20 protein-coding genes and 1 pseudogene are annotated in these 21,249 nt (G+C 50.3%); 11 read left to right on the top strand and 10 right to left on the bottom strand.

Annotated features, from left to right (window positions below; genetic code table 11):
* Positions 1-11 precede the first annotated feature (11 nt).
* The 3 genes from ABDK92_01415 to ABDK92_01425 are packed head-to-tail and all read left to right on the top strand — an operon-like array spanning position 12 to position 3,033.
* Complete coding sequence (locus ABDK92_01415; protein MEN3185281.1) at positions 12-1,085, top strand: ABC transporter ATP-binding protein; 1,074 nt, start codon at positions 12-14, stop codon at positions 1,083-1,085.
* 39 nt (positions 1,086-1,124) lie between these two features.
* Complete coding sequence (locus ABDK92_01420) at positions 1,125-2,204, top strand: extracellular solute-binding protein (GenBank protein ID MEN3185282.1); 1,080 nt, start codon at positions 1,125-1,127, stop codon at positions 2,202-2,204.
* A 1-nt stretch (position 2,205) separates the two neighbouring features.
* Complete coding sequence (locus ABDK92_01425) at positions 2,206-3,033, top strand: ABC transporter permease subunit (GenBank protein ID MEN3185283.1); 828 nt, start codon at positions 2,206-2,208, stop codon at positions 3,031-3,033.
* Between the two features lie 90 nt (positions 3,034-3,123).
* Here the strand turns inward: ABDK92_01425 and ABDK92_01430 are convergent, their stop codons facing one another.
* Entirely contained in the window at positions 3,124-3,708 is a 585-nt protein-coding gene (locus tag ABDK92_01430; GenBank protein MEN3185284.1) for a YtfJ family protein, read from the bottom strand.
* A gap of 141 nt (positions 3,709-3,849) precedes the next feature.
* The gene (locus tag ABDK92_01435; protein MEN3185285.1) at positions 3,850-5,436 is read right to left on the bottom strand and encodes a calcineurin-like phosphoesterase family protein; all 1,587 of its coding nucleotides are present in this window, start codon (positions 5,434-5,436) and stop codon (positions 3,850-3,852) included.
* A gap of 204 nt (positions 5,437-5,640) precedes the next feature.
* On the opposite strand from ABDK92_01435, the gene ABDK92_01440 reads away from it, so the two are divergent.
* From ABDK92_01440 to ABDK92_01470, 7 genes are all read left to right on the top strand, one after another.
* Entirely contained in the window at positions 5,641-6,276 is a 636-nt protein-coding gene (locus ABDK92_01440; GenBank protein ID MEN3185286.1) for a hypothetical protein, read from the top strand.
* 234 nt (positions 6,277-6,510) lie between these two features.
* Positions 6,511-7,533, top strand: a complete 1,023-nt coding sequence (locus ABDK92_01445) for a BMP family ABC transporter substrate-binding protein (GenBank protein ID MEN3185287.1) — start codon at positions 6,511-6,513, stop codon at positions 7,531-7,533.
* Positions 7,534-7,543: 10 nt separating this feature from the next.
* Positions 7,544-9,058, top strand: a complete 1,515-nt coding sequence (locus tag ABDK92_01450; protein ID MEN3185288.1) for an ABC transporter ATP-binding protein — start codon at positions 7,544-7,546, stop codon at positions 9,056-9,058.
* Positions 9,045-10,088, top strand: coding sequence for an ABC transporter permease (locus ABDK92_01455; protein ID MEN3185289.1), 1,044 nt, complete (start codon positions 9,045-9,047; stop codon positions 10,086-10,088). Before ABDK92_01450 ends, ABDK92_01455 begins: the two co-directional genes overlap by 14 nt.
* A gap of 3 nt (positions 10,089-10,091) precedes the next feature.
* A complete protein-coding gene (locus tag ABDK92_01460; protein MEN3185290.1) occupies positions 10,092-10,988 on the top strand; it encodes an ABC transporter permease in 897 nt (298 codons plus the stop codon).
* 482 nt (positions 10,989-11,470) lie between these two features.
* Positions 11,471-12,247, top strand: a complete 777-nt coding sequence (locus ABDK92_01465) for a PAS domain S-box protein (GenBank protein MEN3185291.1) — start codon at positions 11,471-11,473, stop codon at positions 12,245-12,247.
* 114 nt (positions 12,248-12,361) lie between these two features.
* Entirely contained in the window at positions 12,362-12,970 is a 609-nt protein-coding gene (locus ABDK92_01470) for a GGDEF domain-containing protein (GenBank protein MEN3185292.1), read from the top strand.
* A 104-nt stretch (positions 12,971-13,074) separates the two neighbouring features.
* Here ABDK92_01470 and ABDK92_01475 read toward each other — a convergent pair whose 3' ends face one another.
* The 4 genes from ABDK92_01475 to ABDK92_01490 are packed head-to-tail and all read right to left on the bottom strand — an operon-like array spanning position 13,075 to position 17,164.
* Positions 13,075-14,238: a dihydrolipoamide acetyltransferase family protein gene (locus ABDK92_01475; GenBank protein ID MEN3185293.1), complete on the bottom strand. Its 1,164-nt coding sequence runs from the start codon at positions 14,236-14,238 to the stop codon at positions 13,075-13,077.
* A 9-nt stretch (positions 14,239-14,247) separates the two neighbouring features.
* Positions 14,248-15,159, bottom strand: coding sequence for a class II fructose-bisphosphate aldolase (locus ABDK92_01480; protein MEN3185294.1), 912 nt, complete (start codon positions 15,157-15,159; stop codon positions 14,248-14,250).
* An 18-nt stretch (positions 15,160-15,177) separates the two neighbouring features.
* Entirely contained in the window at positions 15,178-16,197 is a 1,020-nt protein-coding gene (locus tag ABDK92_01485) for an alpha-ketoacid dehydrogenase subunit beta (GenBank protein MEN3185295.1), read from the bottom strand.
* A 4-nt stretch (positions 16,198-16,201) separates the two neighbouring features.
* On the bottom strand, positions 16,202-17,164 hold the full coding sequence (locus ABDK92_01490; protein MEN3185296.1) for a thiamine pyrophosphate-dependent dehydrogenase E1 component subunit alpha: 963 nt from the start codon (positions 17,162-17,164) through the stop codon (positions 16,202-16,204).
* Between the two features lie 77 nt (positions 17,165-17,241).
* Here ABDK92_01490 and ABDK92_01495 point away from each other — a divergent pair.
* Positions 17,242-18,182: pseudogene (locus ABDK92_01495) on the top strand (carbohydrate kinase family protein).
* A 10-nt stretch (positions 18,183-18,192) separates the two neighbouring features.
* Here the strand turns inward: ABDK92_01495 and ABDK92_01500 are convergent.
* The 4 genes from ABDK92_01500 to ABDK92_01515 are packed head-to-tail and all read right to left on the bottom strand — an operon-like array spanning position 18,193 to position 21,173.
* Positions 18,193-18,666: a hypothetical protein gene (locus ABDK92_01500; protein ID MEN3185297.1), complete on the bottom strand. Its 474-nt coding sequence runs from the start codon at positions 18,664-18,666 to the stop codon at positions 18,193-18,195.
* Complete coding sequence (locus ABDK92_01505; protein MEN3185298.1) at positions 18,660-19,001, bottom strand: nucleotidyltransferase domain-containing protein; 342 nt, start codon at positions 18,999-19,001, stop codon at positions 18,660-18,662. The genes ABDK92_01500 and ABDK92_01505 overlap by 7 nt, the downstream gene beginning before the upstream one ends.
* On the bottom strand, positions 18,988-20,148 hold the full coding sequence (gene nagA / locus ABDK92_01510) for an N-acetylglucosamine-6-phosphate deacetylase (protein ID MEN3185299.1): 1,161 nt from the start codon (positions 20,146-20,148) through the stop codon (positions 18,988-18,990). The genes ABDK92_01505 and nagA overlap by 14 nt, the downstream gene beginning before the upstream one ends.
* Complete coding sequence (locus ABDK92_01515; GenBank protein ID MEN3185300.1) at positions 20,145-21,173, bottom strand: SIS domain-containing protein; 1,029 nt, start codon at positions 21,171-21,173, stop codon at positions 20,145-20,147. The genes nagA and ABDK92_01515 overlap by 4 nt, the downstream gene beginning before the upstream one ends.
* Between the last annotated feature and the right edge of the window lie 76 nt (positions 21,174-21,249).

Genomic DNA, 21,249 nt, shown 5'->3' on the forward strand with positions numbered 1-21,249 from the left:
GTGCGGTGAGCGTGAAACTGCTTGGAATTACAAAGCGTTTTGGCTATACATCGGTTTTAGAAGGGGTCCATCTCGAGATTCCGGGAGGACAGTTTATTTCCATTGTTGGTCCAAGTGGTTCGGGAAAAACCACACTTTTGCGAATCATCGCTGGTTTCCTACGCCCTGATGCGGGTCAGGTATACATCGACGAACGGGATGTCACCGAGGTCCCCTCCCGCCTTCGGAACATCGGCATGGTTTTCCAGCACTATGCTCTTTTTCCCAATCTCAACGTCTATGAAAATGTGGCTTTTGGCTTACGAGCCCGGAAAATGGAAGGATCCGAGATTGACCGAAGGGTGAAAGAAATGCTCGCCCTGGTCCACTTAGGGGAGAAAATGCGCAGCATGCCGAGTGAGCTCTCCGGCGGGCAGAAACAGCGGGTAGCGCTGGCACGGGCTTTAGCGGTTCAACCGAAGTTGCTCCTTCTGGATGAGCCATTGAGTGCTTTGGACGCTAAAGTGCGGCTGGAGTTACGCTATGAACTCAAGCGCATTCAAAAGGAAATGGGTATCACCACCATTTATGTTACGCACGATCAGGAAGAAGCGCTGTCCATTTCGGACTTGGTGGCTGTGCTCCATCAGGGACTCATAGAGCAGATAGGCACCCCCGAAGAGGTTTACTCCCGTCCCCGTACCCGTTTTGTTGCTGAATTCATCGGAATTTCTACGCTCTTGGAGGTGGAAGTCGTATCGCCAGACGAGGGAAAATTGCGTTGGATGGACCATACCTTACAGGGATTGCCACTTTCTCGCGAAAGCGCAAAGCTTTTGATCCTCCTTCGACCGGAGAATCTCAACGTCCTGTCAAAAGACCGCTTTTCGTCGGTGGCTTCTTCTCGGAATAATGCACTCCAGGGAAAGATCCTGGGTCAGGTTTTCTTGGGATCCGTTGTGAGGGTAGCAGTTGAGGTAAGAGGAGTGAAGTTTCTTGTCGATGTGCAGAATCGAGAGGAAAACCGTTTCCATTTGGGAGAGGAGGTGATGGTTACTTTTCTTCCAGAGTCGATTCACTATCTCCTTGAACGTGAACGGAACTGAGTGTCGGGATATACCTCGTTTGAAAGGGAGGCGATAGGCATGCGCAAGTACGTGGGTTTGGTTCTGTGTGTGATTTTGGTCGTGGCGTTTTTGGGAGTCGCTTTGGCTTTAGAAGAAGAACTTTATCCGGGAGAAAAAGAACTCCTGGAAAAAGCCAGGGCCGAGGGTGGCATTGTGGTGAGCTATGATACCGGTCCGACCTGGGCGAACTGGGCGGGAGTGTTCAAAAAATTTACCCAGCGTTACGACATCGAAATCGTCTATAACGATTTGGGAAGTGGTGCTACTGTCGTTCGTTTAGAAAAGGAGAAGAATCGTCCCAATGCTGATACCGCCTATTATTTTATGCCCTTTGGGGCTTCAGCGAAAGAGAAGGGTTTGACGGAAGGGTTCATTCCCGTCAACTTTGAGAAAATTCCAGAGCTCTTGCGCGATACGGAAGGGCATTGGTTCAGTATTCACAAGGGAACCGTGGTCTTTGTGGTCAATACCAGGTTGGTTCGCAAAATACCGGAGGGCTGGAAGGACCTTCTGGACCCGGCTTTCCGCAAGAGCGTGGTGTATCTTGACCCGCGCACTACCGGGATTGGGTTTGCCATCGTTTTGGCGACGGCGCACGCCTTAGGTGGAAGCGTGGATGACCTCATGCCAGGTATTTCTTACCTTGCGGAATTGCAAAAGGAAAACATTCGTCTCATTGAAAAGACCACCGAATACGATAAATTCGTGAAGGGGGAAATCCCGGTGTGGATTACGTATGACTTCAACGGGTATCGGGCAAAGTACATCGGAGGTCTGGGTGATGATGTGGCGATCGTGATTCCCAAAGAGGGGACCATCACTGCGCCATACGCTATCAGTCTCGTCAAGGGTGGGCCACATCCGAACGCTGGGAAGTTATGGCTTAACTTCATCATGAGTCGTGAGGGCCAGCTCACCTTTGCCGAAGGGTTTGTCCGTCCGATTCTTGATGATGTGGAATTGCCACCCGAAGTCCAGAGTAAGTTCTTGCCAGCCGAGGAGTATGCAAAGGCAATTGATATCGATTGGGTGAAGGCACAAAAGGTTCAGCCTGAAGCGGCAAAACTCTGGGGAAGCAAGGTGTTAGGAGAAGAATAGCATGTGGAGCCGGAGAAGGGTATGGTGGCTTTTACTCCCTGTCGGATTTTGGTTTCTCTTCTTTCTTGTCGTTCCTCTGGTATTTGTAGTCTGGGAGAGTATCCGAGGGGAGATAGGTTTGGACTGGAGTGCCTATACCCGAGTTTTTACCAGAAAGCTGTATAGGGAGTCGCTCAAGAATAGTTTTCTTCTTTCCATCTCAACGACGCTTTTGGGAACGCTTATAGGTTTGCCGCTTTCATATGCCCTGTATAGAACCGACCCCAAAACCAAGGAAGTCTTTTTGGCCCTTTTAGCTTTGCCACTTACCTTCTCCGGCTTGGTTATCGCCTACGCCTTCATCATTCTTTTGGGGAACTCCGGGTTTATTACCATCCTGCTTTCACGGCTTTTTGGTATTGATACGCTTGAGTTTTCGTCGTTCCTTTTTACCTGGCGGGGACTGGTTGTGGCCTATCTTTACTTTCTCATTCCACGCATGATTTTGGTCATGATTGCGGCGTGGTCAGAGGTAGATTGGAGCCTTCTTGAAGCGGCAGAAATTTTGGGGATGGAACGGATTAAAGCCTTTTTCCGGGTCATTTTTCCCTTGGTTCGACCCTCGCTTTTGGCGGGGTCGAGTCTGCTTTTTGCCGTTTCCATGGGTGCCTTTGGCACTGCTTTTGCCCTGGTGGGAACGGGCGTGAATATCATGCCCCTTCTTATCTATACCCAGATGTCCGAAATCTCGGTTAACCTTCAGGAAGCCAATGCTCTGGCGGTGGTGCTCGTTTTGGTAACCACCGCCATTGTGGTCCTGTATGAGCGTACTTTTGCTCGTCGTTTTTAGACCATCATTGTCGATTTTTCAGTTTCTTTGTCCATTTGGGTCTTTAGAACGAGAATCGGCTTTCGTCTTGTCCAGGTGTTTAGAGGCAAGTCAGGGGATTGTCACCTCTTTGGTTTGCGCTCTTTTCTGTTTTTCACTCTCTTCTCCTATGGCAAGGAGAAGGATTAAGAGCTTCTCTTTCTCGCTTGTAGCCACTTTCCCGAGGAGGGCGTAACGTACCATCCCCCGCGGATCAACCACAAGGACGTTACTCTCCTTGGTATCGAAACCGAAGGACTGACGCATGGCTCCGTTCCAGTCCGCATAGAGGTCAACGCCATATTTTCTGGCATTTTCGCGCAGTTTCCGTTTCCAGATGGTTCGGGTAAGAAAATTGGCACTCGAAGCGTCGACTACCTGTACCACCTGAAGGTTTTCAAGAAGGGGAAGATTTTGTTCCCGAAAGTCGCTGATTTCGTATTTAAGGTCATTGTTCACTGCAGCTGTGCGTCGGTTATCATAAAAGAGGACTGTGATTTTACCCAGGAGGTCTTTTTCGGTGAGTGGTTCTTCGTCCTGAGAGAGGACTTCGAAGGGGGGGATGGTGTTTCCCATATTGATTGCCCAAAGGGGGAGAGTCAAGAACAGTAGGAGAAAAGCCATTAAAAACCGGATGACCTTTTTCATGGTGCACATCGGTAAAACCTCCTCTACTGGTGCATTTTTTGTGTATAACCGAAGAAGGGGGTGGTGAATTCCTTGCTTTGAGGGTATAAGGGGCTCAAAAACGCTGGAAGAAGTTGAAAAGGAGGAGGGGCAGAGCCCTCCTCCTTTTCTTTACCACACTTCAAAAAGGCGTTTTTCCTGGTATTTCCGGCCGTAACGGTCTTTGGCGGTGACGGTAACGGTATGGATTCCTGGTTCAAGAGTGGAAGGAAGCGGAGCCCAGTAAGTGTGGGTGGAACCGACTGGTCGCATCCACTCGGGGAGGTCTTTCATGTACCAGTTCATGATCGGGTCAGGGAGAGAATGACGGGTCATGGTATGGGTGATTTGACCGTCGACGGTGCACTGTACCTCGGTAGCGTCACAGAACACATTCGCCACCACGTGGACTCCGATGAGGTCGCCGCGCAGGAAAGTGCTTTCGGGAAGCGCCGGTTCCTTGAGCCTTCGCTCCACCCGGTCATTTATGAAGAAGGAAATATTGATTTGGTCTTCGAAGGGTTGGTTCAGAACCTTATAGGTTTCTTTCCAATTAGCACCTTCAAATTCGAAAATCATGTACCCTTTGGGGGCTGCGTCTCGCTGATAGGCGAAGGGAATGGCATATTTATCCTTAGGACCACTCCACCAGGAACCGCAAGCTGCACCAGGAATGATCTGGGGGAAAGGAAGATTTGGTGACCATCCGTCGATCGTAGTTTCAGGGTACAATCGTTCTAAGGTATGGGTATGACCAGCGAGAAAGAGTACTTTTCTTCCCTGAAGGAGAGTAAAGAGATCTTCCCGATTTTTCACCTGGTGTTTCTCGGCATTCCGATCCATATAGGAGATAAGGGGGATATGCATGGCAATCACGAGGAGATTGTCGGCTGGAACCATGGCCAGGTCATTCTTTAGAAAGTTGAGTTGTTCTTCGCTGATTGCTCCATAGTAGGCTTTGCCATCCCATACCACATTGTCAAGGACCACAAAGTGGACATTACCAACGTTAAAGGCGTAGTATGGGGGCATTACCATCTTGGTGTAGGTTTCTGCGCTGTACTGGTCATTTTGAGAGTAAAAGTTTATATCGTGATTACCCAGGACGTAAAAGGTGGGAATACCCATTCCTGCCATAACCTGAAGGTACCGGTCATAGAGTCCCAGGACGTCATTAACGTTGTCCCCAAGAACGAGGGCAAACGCGGCATCGGTTCCCTGAACTTCTTTGACCAGCGAATCCCGCAGGTACCCGATTTCCCGGTGGTCGGTCACTTGAGTATCACCGATGATAAGAGCTTTGAAAGAATCGTTCTTTTTCCCAGGAAGGAGCGGGAAGTCCACCGAGGCAGGGAGCTCCCCAGTGGAGGCAAATCCCTCGTAATCCTGGATAAAATCAGGTGAACCATTGGGTCGATGGACATAGAAAAACTGAGGGATGTTCTTTGCGTTGACCGGAAGGTTGTAGTCCGCAGGTTTAATCACAAAAACCACCATCTCGTCCTTTCGGGGAAGACTATAACGACCTTCGCCATCGGTTGCCACCACTTCAACCCCATTCGAGACGCAGACGTTGGGAATTCCGGGTTCACCAGCATCCCGAAGACCGTTTCCGTTCCGATCCTCAAACACCACGCCCTGAAAACTTTCCTGGGCTCCTGCAAGGTTAACCCACAACACCAAGACACACACGAAAACAATCCACACTGTGCGCCGCATGAAAATACCTCCTTTCTATTGTTGGGAAGAGTATAAAATTCTTCCCTTAAGCGAACATGAAGCGAACGTAAAATTTTTTTGACTGCGATTTCTTCGTCTATGGAGAGAGCCAGCGAATTTTACAATTCTGTCATTATTTCTTCTTTTTTTGGTCAAACATTGTTTTTAAGATATTCGTAAAAAATGAGAAAGAGGTGAACGGGAGTGTGGAAGAATCGTTTTCTAGGAGTGGTGTTCGCTGGCCTTTTCGTGCTGGGACTTTCGGCCTCGGTTTTAGCTCAAAACAACTGGGGCCAGAATCTTACCGGTAATACGGAATCGTTGACTGGGACCGTCATCAGTATTGACTTGGTAGCTCCTAGCACCGGTTTGCAGGTTCGGGTGGGTGAGGAAATTCTTACGGTTGAGCTTGGTCCGACATGGTTTGTGGGGGAGTTCTCGGTAAACGTGGGAGATGAGGTCACCGTCGTGGGAGAACGCACTAGCGGAAATACGTTCGTGGCTTACAGCGTGAGCAAAAATCAAAATGGTAATACCGTAACCCTAACCCTGCGTGATGCCAACGGGAAGCCGGTCTGGGGTGGAACACCTGGCCCTAAAACCAAAAACCAGTATCGAAACCGCAATCGAGTGACCCTGCGGGATGGGAGTGGCAACAGCAATGGCAATGGTGCTGGTAACGGAAGTTCCGGTAGTGGGAATGGTGGCAGTGGAAATGCTGGTAACGGGAACGCTTCAGGCCAGGGCCACCAGAGTGGTCCCCAGGATGGAAGCGGTAATCAGTGGGGAAGAGAGCAAAACCAAGCTGGTCGAGAGCAGAATCGCCAGGGAAGAAGGTAGATTTGGTTTTATCCAACCACTACTGAAGCGGAGAAAGAGGACGAGTCCTCTTTCTCCGCTTTTTGTTTCTCAACGTTGTCCGTGTTCAGGGTTTACGCTAAAGACACCATTTTGTGGCTCAATTCTCATAAGAGGAGAAACGCATGACCAGGGAGCCAGCTGAACCTCTCCTTGTGTTTTTGGAGATGGAGATATACAATGAAAAAAATCCAGGTAGTGGGGAGGGAAATGGGAATGAAAGGAATACGAAAAGGTTTAATCACAGTTCTTTTGTTTGGTTTGCTTTTCTTCTCTTTTGCCTTTGCTGAAGGAGCGGGAAGGATTGGGTTGATCTTAGCCACCGGTGGTCTGGGGGATAAATCGTTTAATGATATTTCCTATGCCGGAGCACTTAAAGCGAAGGAAGAATTAGGGGTGGAACTCGATTACGTAGAACCAAAAGCTATTGCTGAGTATGAGGGGTATCAGAGAGATTTTGCTTCGTCAGGGGAATACGAAATCATCGTCTGTGTGGGATTCGACCAGGCCGATGCGTTGAATATGATTGCCCAGGAATTTCCTAATCAGAAGTTTGCCATTGTGGATATGGTGGTCAACCAGCCCAATGTGGCCTCTCTTCTTTTTAAGGCTAACGAAGGTGGTTTCCTGTTAGGAGTGGAAGCAGCGTATATGACTAAAACCAAGAAAATCGGCATCGTGGGTGGTATGGACATCCCCCTGATTCGGGATTTCTTTATCGGATTTGAAGAAGGAGTGAAGTGGGCCAATACGAAAGCGGTGGTGTTACCCACGGTGTATGTGGGGGGATGGGCTGACCCCACCAAAGGGAAGGAGCTAGCTCTGTCTCTTATTGACCAGGGCTGTGATGTCATCTGGGCGGCGGCTGGAAAAAGCGGTTTGGGAGCTCTGGAGGCAGCCAAAGAGCGAGGAGTTTTTGCCATGGGGGTGGATGCCTGCCAATGTTACCTGGGGAGCCATATTTTTGCCAGTATGACCAAGCGAGTGGATGTGGCAGTGTATGAGACCATCAAAGCAGCCTTCTCCGGAACGTTCCAGGGAGGAATCTTTGAAAAGGGAATTGCTGAAGGATGGATCGGCAATTGCCGGATCCCTGAGGAACAACCTCTGTGGGAGGAACGGTTCGGATTTACCCATGCGGTAGCAATTCCCAAAGAAGTGATGGACAAGGTGCTCGAAGCCAGAGAAAAAGTGGCCCAAGGAGCAATCAAGGTTCCTCGTCCGCCAGAGTTCCAGTAAAGATTGAAAGATGGCCTTTGCGTTACAGGTTCGGAGCCTTACTAAGAGTTTTCCGGGGGTTCTGGCCAACGACCATATTGACCTCGATATCGAAGAGGGAGAAATTCACGGAATTTTAGGCGAAAATGGGGCGGGAAAGTCGGTGCTCATGAGTGTGATTTACGGGCTTTACCGCCCCGATGAAGGTAGGATTTTCGTGCGAGGTCAGGAGGTTTCCATCGGTAGCCCCTCCCAGGCCATTCGCCTTGGGATTGGTATGGTTCACCAGAACCTGACTCTGGTTCCCCAGCTTCGGGTGTTTGAGAATATCATTCTGGGGCAGGAACCACGACGGGGAATATTCCTCGGACGTCAGGAAGCCTTGCGACGCATTGAAGAGCTACTTCACCAAACCGGACTTCGTATTGACCTGAACGAAAGAGTCAGCAACCTCCCCCTTGGCCTACAGCAGAGGGTGGAAATCCTCAAGATGTTGTACCGGGGGGCGTCGATTTTGATTTTTGACGAACCCACCACTGTCCTTACCCCACAGGAAGTGGATCAGCTTATTGCCTACCTTTTGACTCTCAAAAAGCAGGGGAAGACCATTATCTTTATTTCCCACAAGTTGCGGGAGGTTTTTGCCCTCTGTGATCGGGTGACAGTCCTGCGCCGGGGGAAAAAGGTGGGAACCTGTGCGATCAAGGAAGCCACACCGGAGAGTCTGGCGGAAATGATGGTGGGGCGAAGGGTGTTTTTTGAGCTTCCCAGGGGAAAAAAGCCGAGTGAAGAGGTGGTTTTTTCCGTTGAGGGTATCTCGACATTGCCTGAGAAGGGTAAGGCGCTTCGGGGGGTGAGCTTTCAGGTTCACCGGTATGAGATTTTGGGGATTGCTGGGGTGGAGGGGAATGGGCAAACTGAGCTTGCCGAGGCCATTGTAGGACTTCGTCGGGTGAGGCAAGGAAAAATGGTGCTCAATGGGGAAGACATCACGCACCTTTCAGTCAAAGAGAGAATTAAAAGGGGTTTAGCCCACATCCCGGAAGATCGCCATCGTCGGGGGACCATCTTTGATTTTACCGTGATGGAGAACATGATACTGGGGTTTGAAGATGAGCCACCATTGCGGCGAAGCTTTCTCACACTGCATTTGCCAACCTTGCAAGAGTTTGCCTCTTCGCTCATCCAGGAGTTTGAGATTGCCACCCCCGGGGGCGATGCCCTGGTGCGGACATTAAGCGGAGGAAACCAGCAAAAAGTGGTTCTAGCCCGGGAATTATCCCATCCAGTTTCGGTCCTTCTGGCCTGTCAGCCGACTCGAGGCCTTGATGTGGCAGCCACGGAGTACCTGCACCGGAAGATTCTGGAGTTGAAAAACCAGGGAAAGGGAATTATCCTTATTTCTGCTGACCTTGATGAAATTCGGGTTTTGAGTGACCGGGTGCTGGTACTTTATGAAGGAAGGATTATCGGGGAACTGAGTCCAGAGAGTGACGAGTACCAGTTTGGGCTTCTCATGGGAGGGAAGTCCTTTGCGGCTTCGTAGCCGGCGCTTTTTTGAGTTTCCATTTGTATTAGAAATTTTGGCCATTCTCTTGGCCTTTCTTTTAGGGTTTCTGGTGCTTTTCGTAACCGGTTATCCACCTCTACGGGCTTTTTCCGCCCTTTTCCGGGGAGCCTTTGGGAGTCGCAACGCCTTTGGACAAACTCTGACCCAGGCCACGCCCATTCTTTTCACTTCGCTTTCGTTTTTGCTTTCTTTTCGAGCCGGTATTTTCAACATTGGGATTGAGGGGCAACTTCTTATCGGAGCCTTTTTGGCAGCGATTCTGGGAACGGCGATTACTTCTTTACCATTCCCTCTGCATTTGCTTTTAGCACTTCTTGGTGGGGGGATGGGAGGAGCACTGTGGGCCTTGATTCCTGCGCTCATTAAGACCTACCTTGGGGCCCACGAAGTCATCACCACCATGATGATGAGTTACATCGCTTCGTATCTTACAAGTTATTTCGTGAATTATCCGTTGAAGGCCCCTGGATGGGTGGCACAGACTAATCCAGTGCGGGTCACAGCCCTTCTTCCCCGGATTCTTCCACCGACGCAGCTTTCTTTTGCCTTTATTCTCGCTCTCATCTTTTCGATACTCGTTTTTTACTTTCTTTTCCGGACTTATCTTGGTTTTCAGGTGCGGGCAGTGGGTCTGAATCCTCTGGTGGCGGAGAACCGGGGGATTTCGGTTCCCTCGCGTCAGATTCTGGCCTTCCTTTTAAGTGGCTTCGTGGCTGGTATCGGTGGAGCCGGAGAAGTACTGGGGGTACATGGAAAGTTCGTGGATGGGTTTTCCCCTGGATACGGCTGGGACGGTATTGCGGTGAGTCTGGTAGGGCGACTTCATCCTCTGGGGTGTATTCTGGCTTCCCTTCTTTTTGGCATGTTGCGGGCTGGGGGAATGACCATGTCCCGGGTCACCAAGGTACCGCTTGACCTTTCTCTCATCATCCAGGCTCTGGTGATTCTCCTCGTCGCTGCTCCCCGCTTAATGCAGATTTTGCTCTTTCGGAGTAGAGGTCGGTAAAAAATGGAGATTTTGAGTTTAAGTCTTTTCCAGGCTATGCTACGGATGTCCATGCCGGTGCTCTTCGCCGCGCTGGGAGGGATGTTCTGCGAGCGGGCCGGGGTGATCAATATTGGTCTTGAGGGAATCATGCTCAATTCTGCCTTTTTTGCGGTTTTAGCCACTTTCCTGGGCGGAAATCCCTGGATAGGGTTGGCAAGCGGAGTCCTTTCTGGGATTGTTTTGGGTTTTGTGATAGCTCTTCTCACTGTCAAATACCATGGTAACCAGGTTGTAGTGGGAACCGGAATCAATGTCTTTGGTTTAGGTTTTAGTGCGTTTCTGTGTCAGAAAATCTGGGGTTCTCGAGGGGCTTCGGGGAGCGTGGTGAGTTTACCACTTTTTCGGATGCCGTACCTTGAACGGCTTTTGGGTGAAAACACAGCCCTGGTCTATATTGCTTTCCTCTTGATTGTCCTCTCTCACCTTTTTCTCTTTCATACTCCCTGGGGATTGCGGCTCCGGGCGGTAGGAGAAAATCCTCAGGCAGCCGATACCGCGGGAGTCAATGTCTTTCGTTACCGGATGTTTTTCGTGACCCTCGGTTCAGGAATTGCGGGGTTGGGGGGAATATTCCTGTCGCTTGCGCACCTTAGTTTCTTTGCCTGGGGCATGACCAGTGGCCGGGGCTTTATGGGCCTGGCAGCCATGATTTTTGGGAAATGGACACCTCTGGGGTGTTTTCTGGCCAGCCTCCTTTTTGGCTTCACCGATGCGCTGCAGATGCGTGTGCAGGCTTTGGGGGTCCTTCCCTCGCAGATTATCCTTCTTTTTCCTTATGTGGTGACGATTCTGGTGCTTTGCGGGTTTGTCGGAAAAGCGCTTCCACCTTCGGATTACAAGCCTTACGAGAAACGATAGCCGCGTGATTTGTTCTGCAAAGGTTTGGTAAATACAATATAATATGGATTCCGGGGAAGAAAGTTGGGGGGACAAGGTGGAAAGGCATTATCGTTCTCCGGAGGAGTTCTCTCAAGAGAAGAGAAAGAAAAAAACGCTCTTTTTGCTTTCGTTATTCGTTGCCACTTTTCTTTTTCACGGATTTTTTCTGGTCCTGAGTAGGACTTTTCTTCTGTCCTGGCGGTTTATGGTGAATAGCCTGGTGATTCTTTTGCTGGCATTTTTCTCGTACTGGTGCCTCTTTGGAGTCTTCCGTTCGACATTTTCTGGATGGGGTTGCGGTTTGTTTTTTAGGAGAAGCGCTTTTCCTCCTGGAGTATCCGTCGCTCTTAGTGTTACAGGAAGCCTTGCATTGAGCGCTACTTGTAGGTGGGTCCCTGTTTTTGCTTCTGGGGGTCTGACAGGAAAAAAAGCAATCTTTGTATCTAGGGATCGAAGCATTGTTGGAACAAATAAATAAGCCGGCTCTTTTTCTGGACCGAGAAGGATGGATTCAGGGAATTAACGAAAAAGGCACCAACCTTTTGGGATATATGCCTTTAGACCTTAAAGGCCGTTCTTTTGTCCAGTTTCTTCCCTCGGCAATACAGGAAAAGGCCTGGGACTATTTTTGGAAAATTCGGGAGGGGAAAAGTGAACGTGTCTTGCTCTGGCTGAGGACTAAGGAAGGAAAAGAAGTTCTGGTGCGAGTCACTCCTCTTTTCCCCATGCCTGAGAATGAAACCGGAATCATTTTTGAACTGGAAGATGTTGCGAAGAGCCAAAGTCACTGGTTGTCCCTCTATCGGGAATGGCAACGATTGCGAAACTACCTGGAAGCCGTGCGGGATATTTTCCTTATCCTTGATGAAGAGGGGAAAGTGCAGTACATCAATCGGACAGGGAGTGTTCCTCTGGGATTTAAAAGAAAAGCTATTTTGGGAAAGACCTTGGAAGGTTTTTTCAAGGACGGAGAACGGGTGCAGGGAGAGTTGATTTTTCGCAAACTTCGGGAGGGTGAACCAATTCCCGAGCGTGAGCGCTTTATCAAGATTCTCAATACTAGGGGCGAAATGCGGCAATCCGCTGGAATTACCGGACTCTTTTGGATTCAGCTGGTGCGGTGCCGGGTTTTGCCTTCTCGGGTATCGATGTCACCCAGGAAATGTACCACTGGGAAGAACTCCAGCGTGACCATCTTTTTCAGCGGACCCTCCTTGACCTTATTCATCGGGCACTAACGGGAGATTCAGTTAGGTCAGGTGCTTTCTGGCGTCAGGTGGTGACATTGCTGAAGTCCGTTTTTGATGCGGAAGAAGCCTTGTATCTTGAGAGGATGAACGGAGAGAGTTTTTGTGGTGGTGGGAGCGGAGCAGGACGGAAGAAACGGACAGAGAAGCACTGTATCTGGTGAGCTTGCAAGTCTTTTCCTGTTCGGGAGGAGAGGGAAGTCTTTCACTGGCATAAACATACAGCGGGTGCAAGTACTCCAGAAAACCTTCGAACTCCTCCGTTATAGAATGCAAACCGAAGCTGAACCCCTCCACCTTTTTTCTCATGATTTCCTGACCGGGACCCTGAACCACAAGGCTTTTCGGGAGAATGGAAAGGAAATTTTGCCTCTTGTCGAACGGTATCAGTGGCCTTTTTCTTTGGTTTTTCTGGACGTGGATGACTTTAAATCCATCAACGACCGCTTTGACCATCTTTTTGGTGACAGGATGCTGTCATTCTTTGTACAACATCTTCGAGCTAACCTCCGCCGTAATGACCCTCTGGCCCGTTTCGGTGGAGATGAGTTTGTGCTTTTACTTCCCCAAACTCCGGGAGAAAAGGCTCAGGAGCTTCTGGAACGCCTGCAGCGTAGCCCCTTTTCCTTGAGGAAGGGGAAGAGGTCATCTCGCTTCGTTTTTCGGCCGGAGTCAGTGTGTACCCTGAGGATGGCAAAACCCTGGAGGTCTTGATGGAGGTGGCCGATTGGAGGATGTACGAGAACAAAAAAGCCAAAGAGAAAAGGGCTTGAAGGCTTTGCCCTCAGACCTTTTGCCTTCGTTACTTTAAAAAACCCTCACTCTCCGGCCAGAAACCATGGGTCTTCCAGCAATTTTTGAACCAAAACCAAGAACTCAGCCCCATAGGCTCCATCGATAAGACGGTGATCGAAGGAGGCAGTGATGGTCGCAAGGGGGCGAGCGACAATTTTTCCTTCTCTATAAACCGGGCGTTCGGCAATCTTTCCTACGGCCAGAATGCAGGTTTGTGGGGGGTTGATGATGGCCACGAAGCGGTCTATGCCGTACATCCCTAAGTTGGAAAGAGTGATGGTTCCCAGTGCCAGGTCTTCAGGGGTTAACTCTCCGTTGCGGGCTTTTTGGATATTTTTTTCATTCTCCTGGGCAACTTCAAGGAGCGATTTTCGACCCACTTCTTTGACCACCGGGATGAGTAACCCATCCTCCACCCTCACCACCAGACCAAAGTTGACACTTGTATACACCTTTACCTGTTCCTCTTCGAAGGCGGCGTTTACCAGAGGATATTTTTCCACTGCCTGGGCAGCGCATTTCATGATGAGGTCGTTATAGGAGATTCTCATCTGGAAATTCTCCTTGAAGTACTGCCTCAGGTTGATGCATTCCGACATCTCCACTTCGATGGAGATGGTGTAGTGAGGGATAGAGGAAACACTCTGCACCGCCCTCTGGGCGATGGCTTTTCGTACGGGAGAAAGGGGGAAGGAATACCAGTCTTTGGCTTTTTCTTTCGGGTTTCTCTGGAGGAACGCTCGCACATCATCCCCTTTGAGAGCTGCTTTGGGGAAAATCTGGGAAATATCCCTGAGGTCAAGGTGGTGTTCTTGAGCCAGCCTTTTGGCTAAAGGAGAGGCCAGCGGTTTTCCCCTTGGTTCCCTTTTTATCTCTGGCTCTGGGGTTACAAGAGACGTTTTCTTTTCCGGTTTTTCTCTCTGACTGACATTTTCGGGAAGTAACTCATCCTTTTCACCGATATAGGCCACCACTTGCCCGACTTCCACCAAATGGTTTTCGGGATAGAGCACTGCCAGAAGCACTCCGTCCCGATAACTCTCGATTTCCATGGTGGCTTTATCGGTTTCAATCTCAAAAAGGATTTCACCCTTTTTGATTTCGTCGCCGACCTTTTTACACCACCTGATGATCCGCAACCTGTCACTGATCTGTCCGGCGGAAGGCATCACCACTTCGGTAACCATATGTGCACTTCACCCCAAACCTTTTCTTCCCGCACTACCAAAAAGGCTTATGAACCGAGACGCCTCTTCGGCAAGCCTTGTTCTGGCCCGGCTCAAAATATCGTCCTTGCCGCCCCTACCAAGAAGGTCATGGACATTGGTGTGTTCCACCTGGGGGTCGGCGAAAGAACTGGCGAGTGATTCCAGAAACACCCTCTTGAGTAAGGTTCCCACGTTGATTTTGCTCACTCCCAGGCTGATTGCGGTCCTGATATCATGTTCATCAATACCGGTTCCTCCGTGGAGCACCAGAGGAACGTGCACGGCTTTTTCGATCGCCTCAATAAGGCTATGGTTGAGACGGGCCTTCCCTTTTTCCAAAAGATGGACATTGCCCACCGAGACAGAGAGGGCATCTACGCCAGTTTCCCGCACAAATTGGATGGCTTCCTCCGGGTCGCTCAAGTTAGCTTTTGTTGTCAATCTTTCTTCTCCATCGGCTGTGGGTAGGTGACCCACTTCTCCTTCCACGTACACTCCGCAAGTGTGGGCCACGTCGATGGTACGTTTTACGAGAGCTATTGCTTTTTGCAGGGAGAGCCCCCGGTCATTGGTGTACATCACTCCGTTAAAACCTGCTAGGATACCCTGAACCATGGTGGGGAAATCCTGGCACTCGTTGAGAAGGAGCGCCACGGGGACTCGAGCATGGTGGGCAATGGCTTTTCCCATTGCTCCGTAGTGAAAGACGTTTTCCTTCACATTGCGTTCCTGGTTCACCAGGAAACCGCCGTTAAAACCGATAATGACCGGCGCAGCCATTTTCTCGGCGGCGTCGATGACGGCCAGAGTGGATATGAGGTCCCAGGATTCGAAATATCCCACCGCATACCGGTTTTTCCAGGCATGTTCGACCAGTTCCTTCATTGAATAAAGAGCCATGGTACGGTCATCCCTTTCTTATGAGTGCATGAGAGCTTTTGCTTCCTGGATGATTCGTTCCACCGATGGAACGACGTAGCGTTCCATCACCGGGGCAAAGGGAATGGGAACATCGTAGGTAGCCACCCTCTTTATCGGAGCATCCAGGTAGTACAGTGCGTCTTCAGCGATCTGAGCAGCCACCTCCGCGCCCCACCCATTTCTCCGGGTATCTTCCTCAACGATCATGAGTCGAGAAGTTTTTTTGACCGAGGCGATGACGGTCTCGTAGTCAAAAGGGACCAGGGTTCGGGGATCGATCACCTCTATACTGACTCCCTCTGTAGAGAGAACCTCTGCGGCTTCGAGCGAGCGGTAGAGCATGAGGAGGTTCGCTACGATGGTGATGTCCTTACCCTCTCTCCGTATGGCTGCCTGACCAAAGGGGATGAAGTATTCTTCCTCTGGTACGTCTTCCACGAGACTCAGAGCTGCCTTTTCTGAACGCACTCCCTTGCTTCCATAAAGGAGCTTGTGTTCCAGAACCAGCACCGGGTTATCATCTCGTATGGCCGTTTTGAGGAGACCCTTGGCGTCGTAGGGTGTGGCGGGGCAGATCACTTTGAGCCCTGGAACATGGGTGAAAAATCCCTCGATGCTCTGAGCGTGCTGAGCACCACGGGTGGTGGCACCCACTGGAGCACGCAGAACCATGGGCACTTTCACGGTTCCCCCCGACATGTAGGTCATTTTGGCTGCCTGGTTCACAATCTGGTCCATCATGCAAAAGATAAAATCGCTGTACTGCACATCGGCAATGGGGCGCATTCCCCCTATGGCTGCGCCGATGGCTGCTCCAGCGATAAGGATTTCAGAGACCGGAGTGTCGATAATTCGCCCATGTCCGAATTCTTCGGATAATCCCAAAGTGACGGTGAAGGCTCCACCAAATCCACCCTCAATACCGATGTCTTCACCGATACAGAAAACGGTTGGGTCCCGTCTCATTTCTTCCCGTATAGCCTGTCGCAGAGCTTCAGCAATGGTCATCCTGGCCATGGTTTCACTCTCCATAGAAGACGTGTTGTAAGGCTTCCGCCGGTTCTGGATCGGGAGAGGAGAGCGCATATTGTACACTCTCTTCGATATCCCCTGTCACCCGATTTTCAATGGTTCGGAGGCTCTCCTCGTCGGCAATTTTTTCTCGAAGGATGTGAATCCGGAGGGTTTGAATGGGATCCCGGGACAACCAGTACTCTTCTTCCATCTTATCTCGATATCGACAGGAATCAGTTCGGGAATGACCACAGAAGCGATAGGTTTTGAGCTCAAGTAGGGTCGGTCCTCCACCACTTCGAGCCCGTTCAATGGCTATCCGGGCTGCTTCGTTCACTTGCAGGACATCCATCCCATCCACAATTTGACCAGGCATCCCATAGGCAGAAGCCCTCTCAGCAACGTGTTTGAGTTTCATCACCTTGTCCACCCGGGTCGAAGCAGCATAATGGTTATTCTCGCAGGCAAAAATTACCGGAAGGTTCCAGATGGCAGCACCGTTTAGCGCTTCATGAAAAGCCCCCTCGTTGCTGGCCCCGTCGCCAAAGAAAGAGACCACCACCTGTCTGGTTCCTTTCATCTTGCAGGATAACCCCAGACCCACCGCAATGGGCAATCCTCCTCCCACGATGGCGATAGCCGGAAGCATTCCCACGCTGATATCCCCAACATGCATGGAGCCACCCTTTCCCCGGCAACAACCGGTTGATTTCCCAAACATCTCGGCCATCATAGAACGTAACGGAACCCCTTTAGCCAAGGCATGACCCGCAGGCCGGTGGGTTGAAACCACGTAATCGCTTGGCTCAAGGTCAAACAACATTCCCACGGCACAGGCTTCCTGCCCCAGAGATTGGTGGATGGTACCGGGTAATATGCCCTGCAGAAAAAGGGAATTGACCCGTTCTTCATACTTCCGGATGCGGTACATCATTTCGTACATCTTCAGGATTCGTTCTTTTTGTTCCACCCCTTTCGCCTCCCTCAATAGACCACATCACCATTATACCTCTAAACATGGTATAATCTGAACCAGAGGGGTGAAGAATGTTCGAGGTTGTCTGTGTGGGGATTGCCTGTGCTGATGTTCTGGTAAAGCCAATTTCCAGGTTTCCAGGGAGAGGGAAGCTCCAACTCGTTGAAGAACTCACCCTTCAATCCGGAGGGTGTGCCCTGAATGCAGCGATCGACCTTGCGAGATTAGGAGTTTCCACTGCCATCGTGAGCAAGGTGGGGAACGATGGATTTGGACGATATCTCCTGGAGACACTGAAGAGGGAGGGGGTCGATGTAAGGGGGTGGTGATTGATCCCTTAGCCCCAACCTCGGCTTCGGTAGTGCTCATTGACGAGGAGGGTGAACGATCCATCGTTCACCTTCTGGGAGTCAGTGCCCAATTTGCCGCTCTGGATATTAACCTCGATTTAGTCAGGTATGCCAAAGCGCTCTTGATTGCTGGCACTTTTCTTATGCCTCTTTTCGATGGTGAAGGTACAGCCTGGCTGGCACGATTTGCTCGCGAGGAAGGAATCCTCGTGTGCATGGACACTGCCTGGGATTCAAGTGGTCAATGGTTTCAGAAAATCGGGGGTGCCCTGCCTTACCTGCACTTGTTTATGCCCAGTTACGAAGAGGCGAAAGTCTTAAGTGGCCATGACCATCCGGAGACAATAGCCAGATTTTTTATCGCTCGGGGAGTGGAGAACGTCGTGATTAAGTTAGGGGAGGAAGGGTGCTATGTGGCATCGGCTTCAAAAAACGAAGCTTTTTATGTCCCTTCCTACCGGCTGGAACACGTGGTTGACACCTCAGGTGCCGGAGATGCATTTTGTGCTGGGTTTATCTGTGGGCTTCTTTCTGGTTTCAGTATCAAACGGTGTGCCCAGTTCACCAATGCTGTTGCGGCGCACTGCATTATGGAGATTGGGACTACCAGGGGAGTGAAAGACAAAGAAACCATCCTTAAGATGATGAGTGAGCATCGGTGAGGGGTTATCTTTATTCCTCGATTTGCTTTTCCAGAAATGATTTCCACTGGAGGAGGTCTTTTTCAATTGTGTTCCAGTGGGTGCAGATTTTTCCCTTGAGATGGAGGACTTTTTCAGGGGAGAGGCTATAAGCGTAGGAGTGGCGGAAGATGTGCCGAAATCCCCGCAATTCATCCAGGATGGCATAACTTTCTGCGGTAAGAACCCGGGGTCGGATCCGGGGGACTTCCAGGCTCATTCTTTTCAAAAGCTGGCGGTGGAAGCGAAGAGGATCTTCGTCCACGGTATTTTCAAAGGTTTTGGCGATTTCCCGGAAGAGGTCTTCCAGGGCGCAATAGAGGTTGTGGAGGAGGTAGCCCAGGTACACGGTTTCTTCTTCGGTTGTGGTGTTCTTTTTTTCGATCACCGCAAGGAGCCGGTGGAAAATTTCCAGCTGGTTGTTGAGATACCCCAGAAGAAGAGCTAGAGGTTCTTTCTTCACCATATGCGTAAACCCCGTTTTACGATGTCGTCCCGGAAGAGACATCCTTCCAGCTCGATGAGGTCCACGCTTCGATCAAGCAAGTGTTCTAACTCCGCCAGGGTTTTGAAATAGTCTTCCTGAAGTCCCAAGACGGCCACATCGACGTCCGAAGAGGGAAGGAATTTTCCTTCCCGGAGGAGAGAACCGGTGAGATACACTTCTCGTACCCTTTTTCGGGAAAAATAAGCCCGAAGGAGAGAAATGGTTTGAGATTGAGTTTTCATTCGTTCTCGTTCCTGCTGCAGTAATCGTTCTTCCTGCAGGCGTTTCCACAGAGTGAGGTTAAACTCGCTCATAGACTTTTTCTCCCTTGATAAAGGTTGCCTGAGAGGTCAGCATTGCGTCGAAAACCACAAGGTCGGCTTGTTTCCCCTTTTCGATACTTCCCAGGAGGTGGTCATAGCCCAAAAGTGTTGCCGGAAGGAGACTTCCCATGGTGGCTAAATGAGAAAATGAGAGTCCGGTATACCGATGAAGGTGGTACAATGCTTGGTTGAGAGGGCGAGTGCTTCCGGCTAAACTCTGGCTTTTGGCAAGGATTGCCGTTCCCTGGATGAGCATCACGTCTTCAGGTTGATACGGGTATACCCCATCTGGGGGTTCGGCAACCTTGATGGCATTACTCACCGGGAGGAGTTTGTGGTGCGTTTTGCACCGCAGTGCAAGCTGCAAAATTTCTGGACTCACATGGATTGTGTCGGCAATGATTTCGGTATATATTTCCTCTTTTTCCAGGGCAAAAGCGAGGAGGTTGGGTTTGCGATGGTACAGGGGGTCCATCCCATTAAAGAGGTGGGTGATGAGCTTTGCACCCCGCTGGAAGGCTTCTTGGGTGGTCCAGTAAGAGGCGGTGGAGTGTCCAAGAGAAACGAGGATTCCCTGGTTTGTGCAGTATTCGATGGTTTCCATGGCTCCTTCTAATTCTGGGGCAATGGTGATTCGTTTGATGGTTCCCTCTCCACAATTTAGAAGGGACGCTATTTCTTCTTTTCGAGGAGTCCGAAGATAATTGGGGTCATGAGCACCTCTTCGCTCCAAGGAAAGGTAGGGTCCTTCTAAGTGGAGCCCAAAAATTTGGGCGCCGTGTGACGGAGGCAAAAAGGTTTTAAATTCGTTGAGGAGAGCCAGCAATCGTTCCCAGGACGTGGTGAGGGTGGTGGGGAGAAACCCGGTTACCCCAAAGGTGGGGAGGTGGTCGCTCAGTCTTTGAGCACCTCGTACGCCATGTTCGGTGACGTCAAACCCCAAAAGACCGTGGATGTGAAGGTCAATGAGTCCAGGGAAAATGAAACACCCGGTGAAAGAGAGGGTGGGTGTTTGGCAGTCTTGACTCTCTTTTTCACTGAAAAGAACCTTGATGAGCCCATTTTGGACCTTTACAAGGCCATTTTCCAGGATCTTCTCTTTGGCGACGATGTTTCCCCGCAGGGCAAAATGGTTCATAATTTGACTACCTTGGTAAGGTTGTGGGGATGGTCCGGGTCAAGACCACGCTTCTTGGCTCGGAAGTATCCCAGAAGTTGCAGAAAAGGTACGTCGAGAAGGGGTAAAGAAATATCGGTGATGCCGTTTTCGGGAAAGAGGATTTCTACCGTCTGGGAAAGCTGAAGAGTTACTTTTCCCAGATGGAAAAGGATAGCACCCAGATCGATCATCTCTTTAAGGAGTTCCCTCTCCAGCGCAAACGCCCTTTCAGAGGTCAGGGCAATGATTAAGGTTTGTTCATCCACGATGGATTTGGGACCGTGACGGAACTCTAAAAAGTGAAAGGTCTCGGTGGGGGTGAGACTCATCTCCTTGAGTTTTAAAGAGCCTTCCCAGGCTATTCCGTAATAGGGACCATTGCCCAAAAAGATGAATTTGGTGAAAGTATCTTGCTCAGCCAGATTCTTTACGGTTTCTTCATGAGTGTTGAGGGCTTGCTGAAGTAATTCGGGGAGCAAATCAAGGTTTTCTCCTTCTTCCTGAAGGAGCAGGGCCAGAGCGGTGAGGGAAAGGAGCATGGTGGAAAAAGACTGGGTCATCACCACGCTCTCTTCGTGGGCAAAGGGAAGGACCAGAGCTAATGAGGATATCCGGGCAAGATGTGAATCCCGTTCACAAGTGACCCCTAAGGTTTTCCCCTGGTAGTTTTCGGTAAAAAACCGCAAGGCTTGCACCGTTTCGCTTGTTTCTCCGGACCGGGAGACGGCCACTAAAAGATATCGCCGGCAGGGAAGAAAAATTCCCTGCGGGAAGAGAAACACTTCTGAAGACGGAACTCCCCGGGCAGGAATCTGGGTCACGGTTTGGAAAGTATGGGCGGCGGAGAGAGCCAGGTTATAGGAGGTACCGCACCCAGCAAAAACCACTTCGTCGACCGATTCGGTAAAAAGGGCACGCAAATCCGACTTCATCCCCTGCACGGTGGATAAGGCTTCGCGAAAGCTCTGAGGTTGTCTTTTGATTTCCACATAGGTGTAATCCATACGTTCACCCCCTTCTTTTTCCTATCCTATTGTAGCAGACCGTGGGTTTTTTAGGGAAAGAAAGGATGAGTGTGAT

Source organism: Atribacterota bacterium, from assembly GCA_039638595.1.
Lineage (GTDB): Bacteria > Atribacterota > Atribacteria > Atribacterales > Caldatribacteriaceae > Profundicultor > Profundicultor thermophilus.

Excerpts from the sequence above, each read along its gene's own strand:
- ABDK92_01420 (MEN3185282.1), top strand. The coding sequence starts at position 1,125 with ATGCGCAAGTACGTGGGTTTGGTTCTGTGTGTGATTTTGGTCGTGGCG.
- ABDK92_01425 (MEN3185283.1), top strand. The coding sequence starts at position 2,206 with ATGTGGAGCCGGAGAAGGGTATGGTGGCTTTTACTCCCTGTCGGATTT.
- ABDK92_01430 (MEN3185284.1), bottom strand. The coding sequence starts at position 3,708 with ATGTGCACCATGAAAAAGGTCATCCGGTTTTTAATGGCTTTTCTCCTA.
- ABDK92_01435 (MEN3185285.1), bottom strand. The coding sequence starts at position 5,436 with ATGCGGCGCACAGTGTGGATTGTTTTCGTGTGTGTCTTGGTGTTGTGG.
- ABDK92_01445 (MEN3185287.1), top strand. The coding sequence starts at position 6,511 with ATGAAAGGAATACGAAAAGGTTTAATCACAGTTCTTTTGTTTGGTTTG.
- ABDK92_01450 (MEN3185288.1), top strand. The coding sequence starts at position 7,544 with ATGGCCTTTGCGTTACAGGTTCGGAGCCTTACTAAGAGTTTTCCGGGG.
- ABDK92_01460 (MEN3185290.1), top strand. The coding sequence starts at position 10,092 with ATGGAGATTTTGAGTTTAAGTCTTTTCCAGGCTATGCTACGGATGTCC.
- ABDK92_01475 (MEN3185293.1), bottom strand. The coding sequence starts at position 14,238 with ATGGTTACCGAAGTGGTGATGCCTTCCGCCGGACAGATCAGTGACAGG.
- ABDK92_01480 (MEN3185294.1), bottom strand. The coding sequence starts at position 15,159 with ATGGCTCTTTATTCAATGAAGGAACTGGTCGAACATGCCTGGAAAAAC.
- ABDK92_01485 (MEN3185295.1), bottom strand. The coding sequence starts at position 16,197 with ATGGCCAGGATGACCATTGCTGAAGCTCTGCGACAGGCTATACGGGAA.
- ABDK92_01500 (MEN3185297.1), bottom strand. The coding sequence starts at position 18,666 with ATGGTGAAGAAAGAACCTCTAGCTCTTCTTCTGGGGTATCTCAACAAC.
- ABDK92_01505 (MEN3185298.1), bottom strand. The coding sequence starts at position 19,001 with ATGAGCGAGTTTAACCTCACTCTGTGGAAACGCCTGCAGGAAGAACGA.
- nagA (MEN3185299.1), bottom strand. The coding sequence starts at position 20,148 with ATGAACCATTTTGCCCTGCGGGGAAACATCGTCGCCAAAGAGAAGATC.
- ABDK92_01515 (MEN3185300.1), bottom strand. The coding sequence starts at position 21,173 with ATGGATTACACCTATGTGGAAATCAAAAGACAACCTCAGAGCTTTCGC.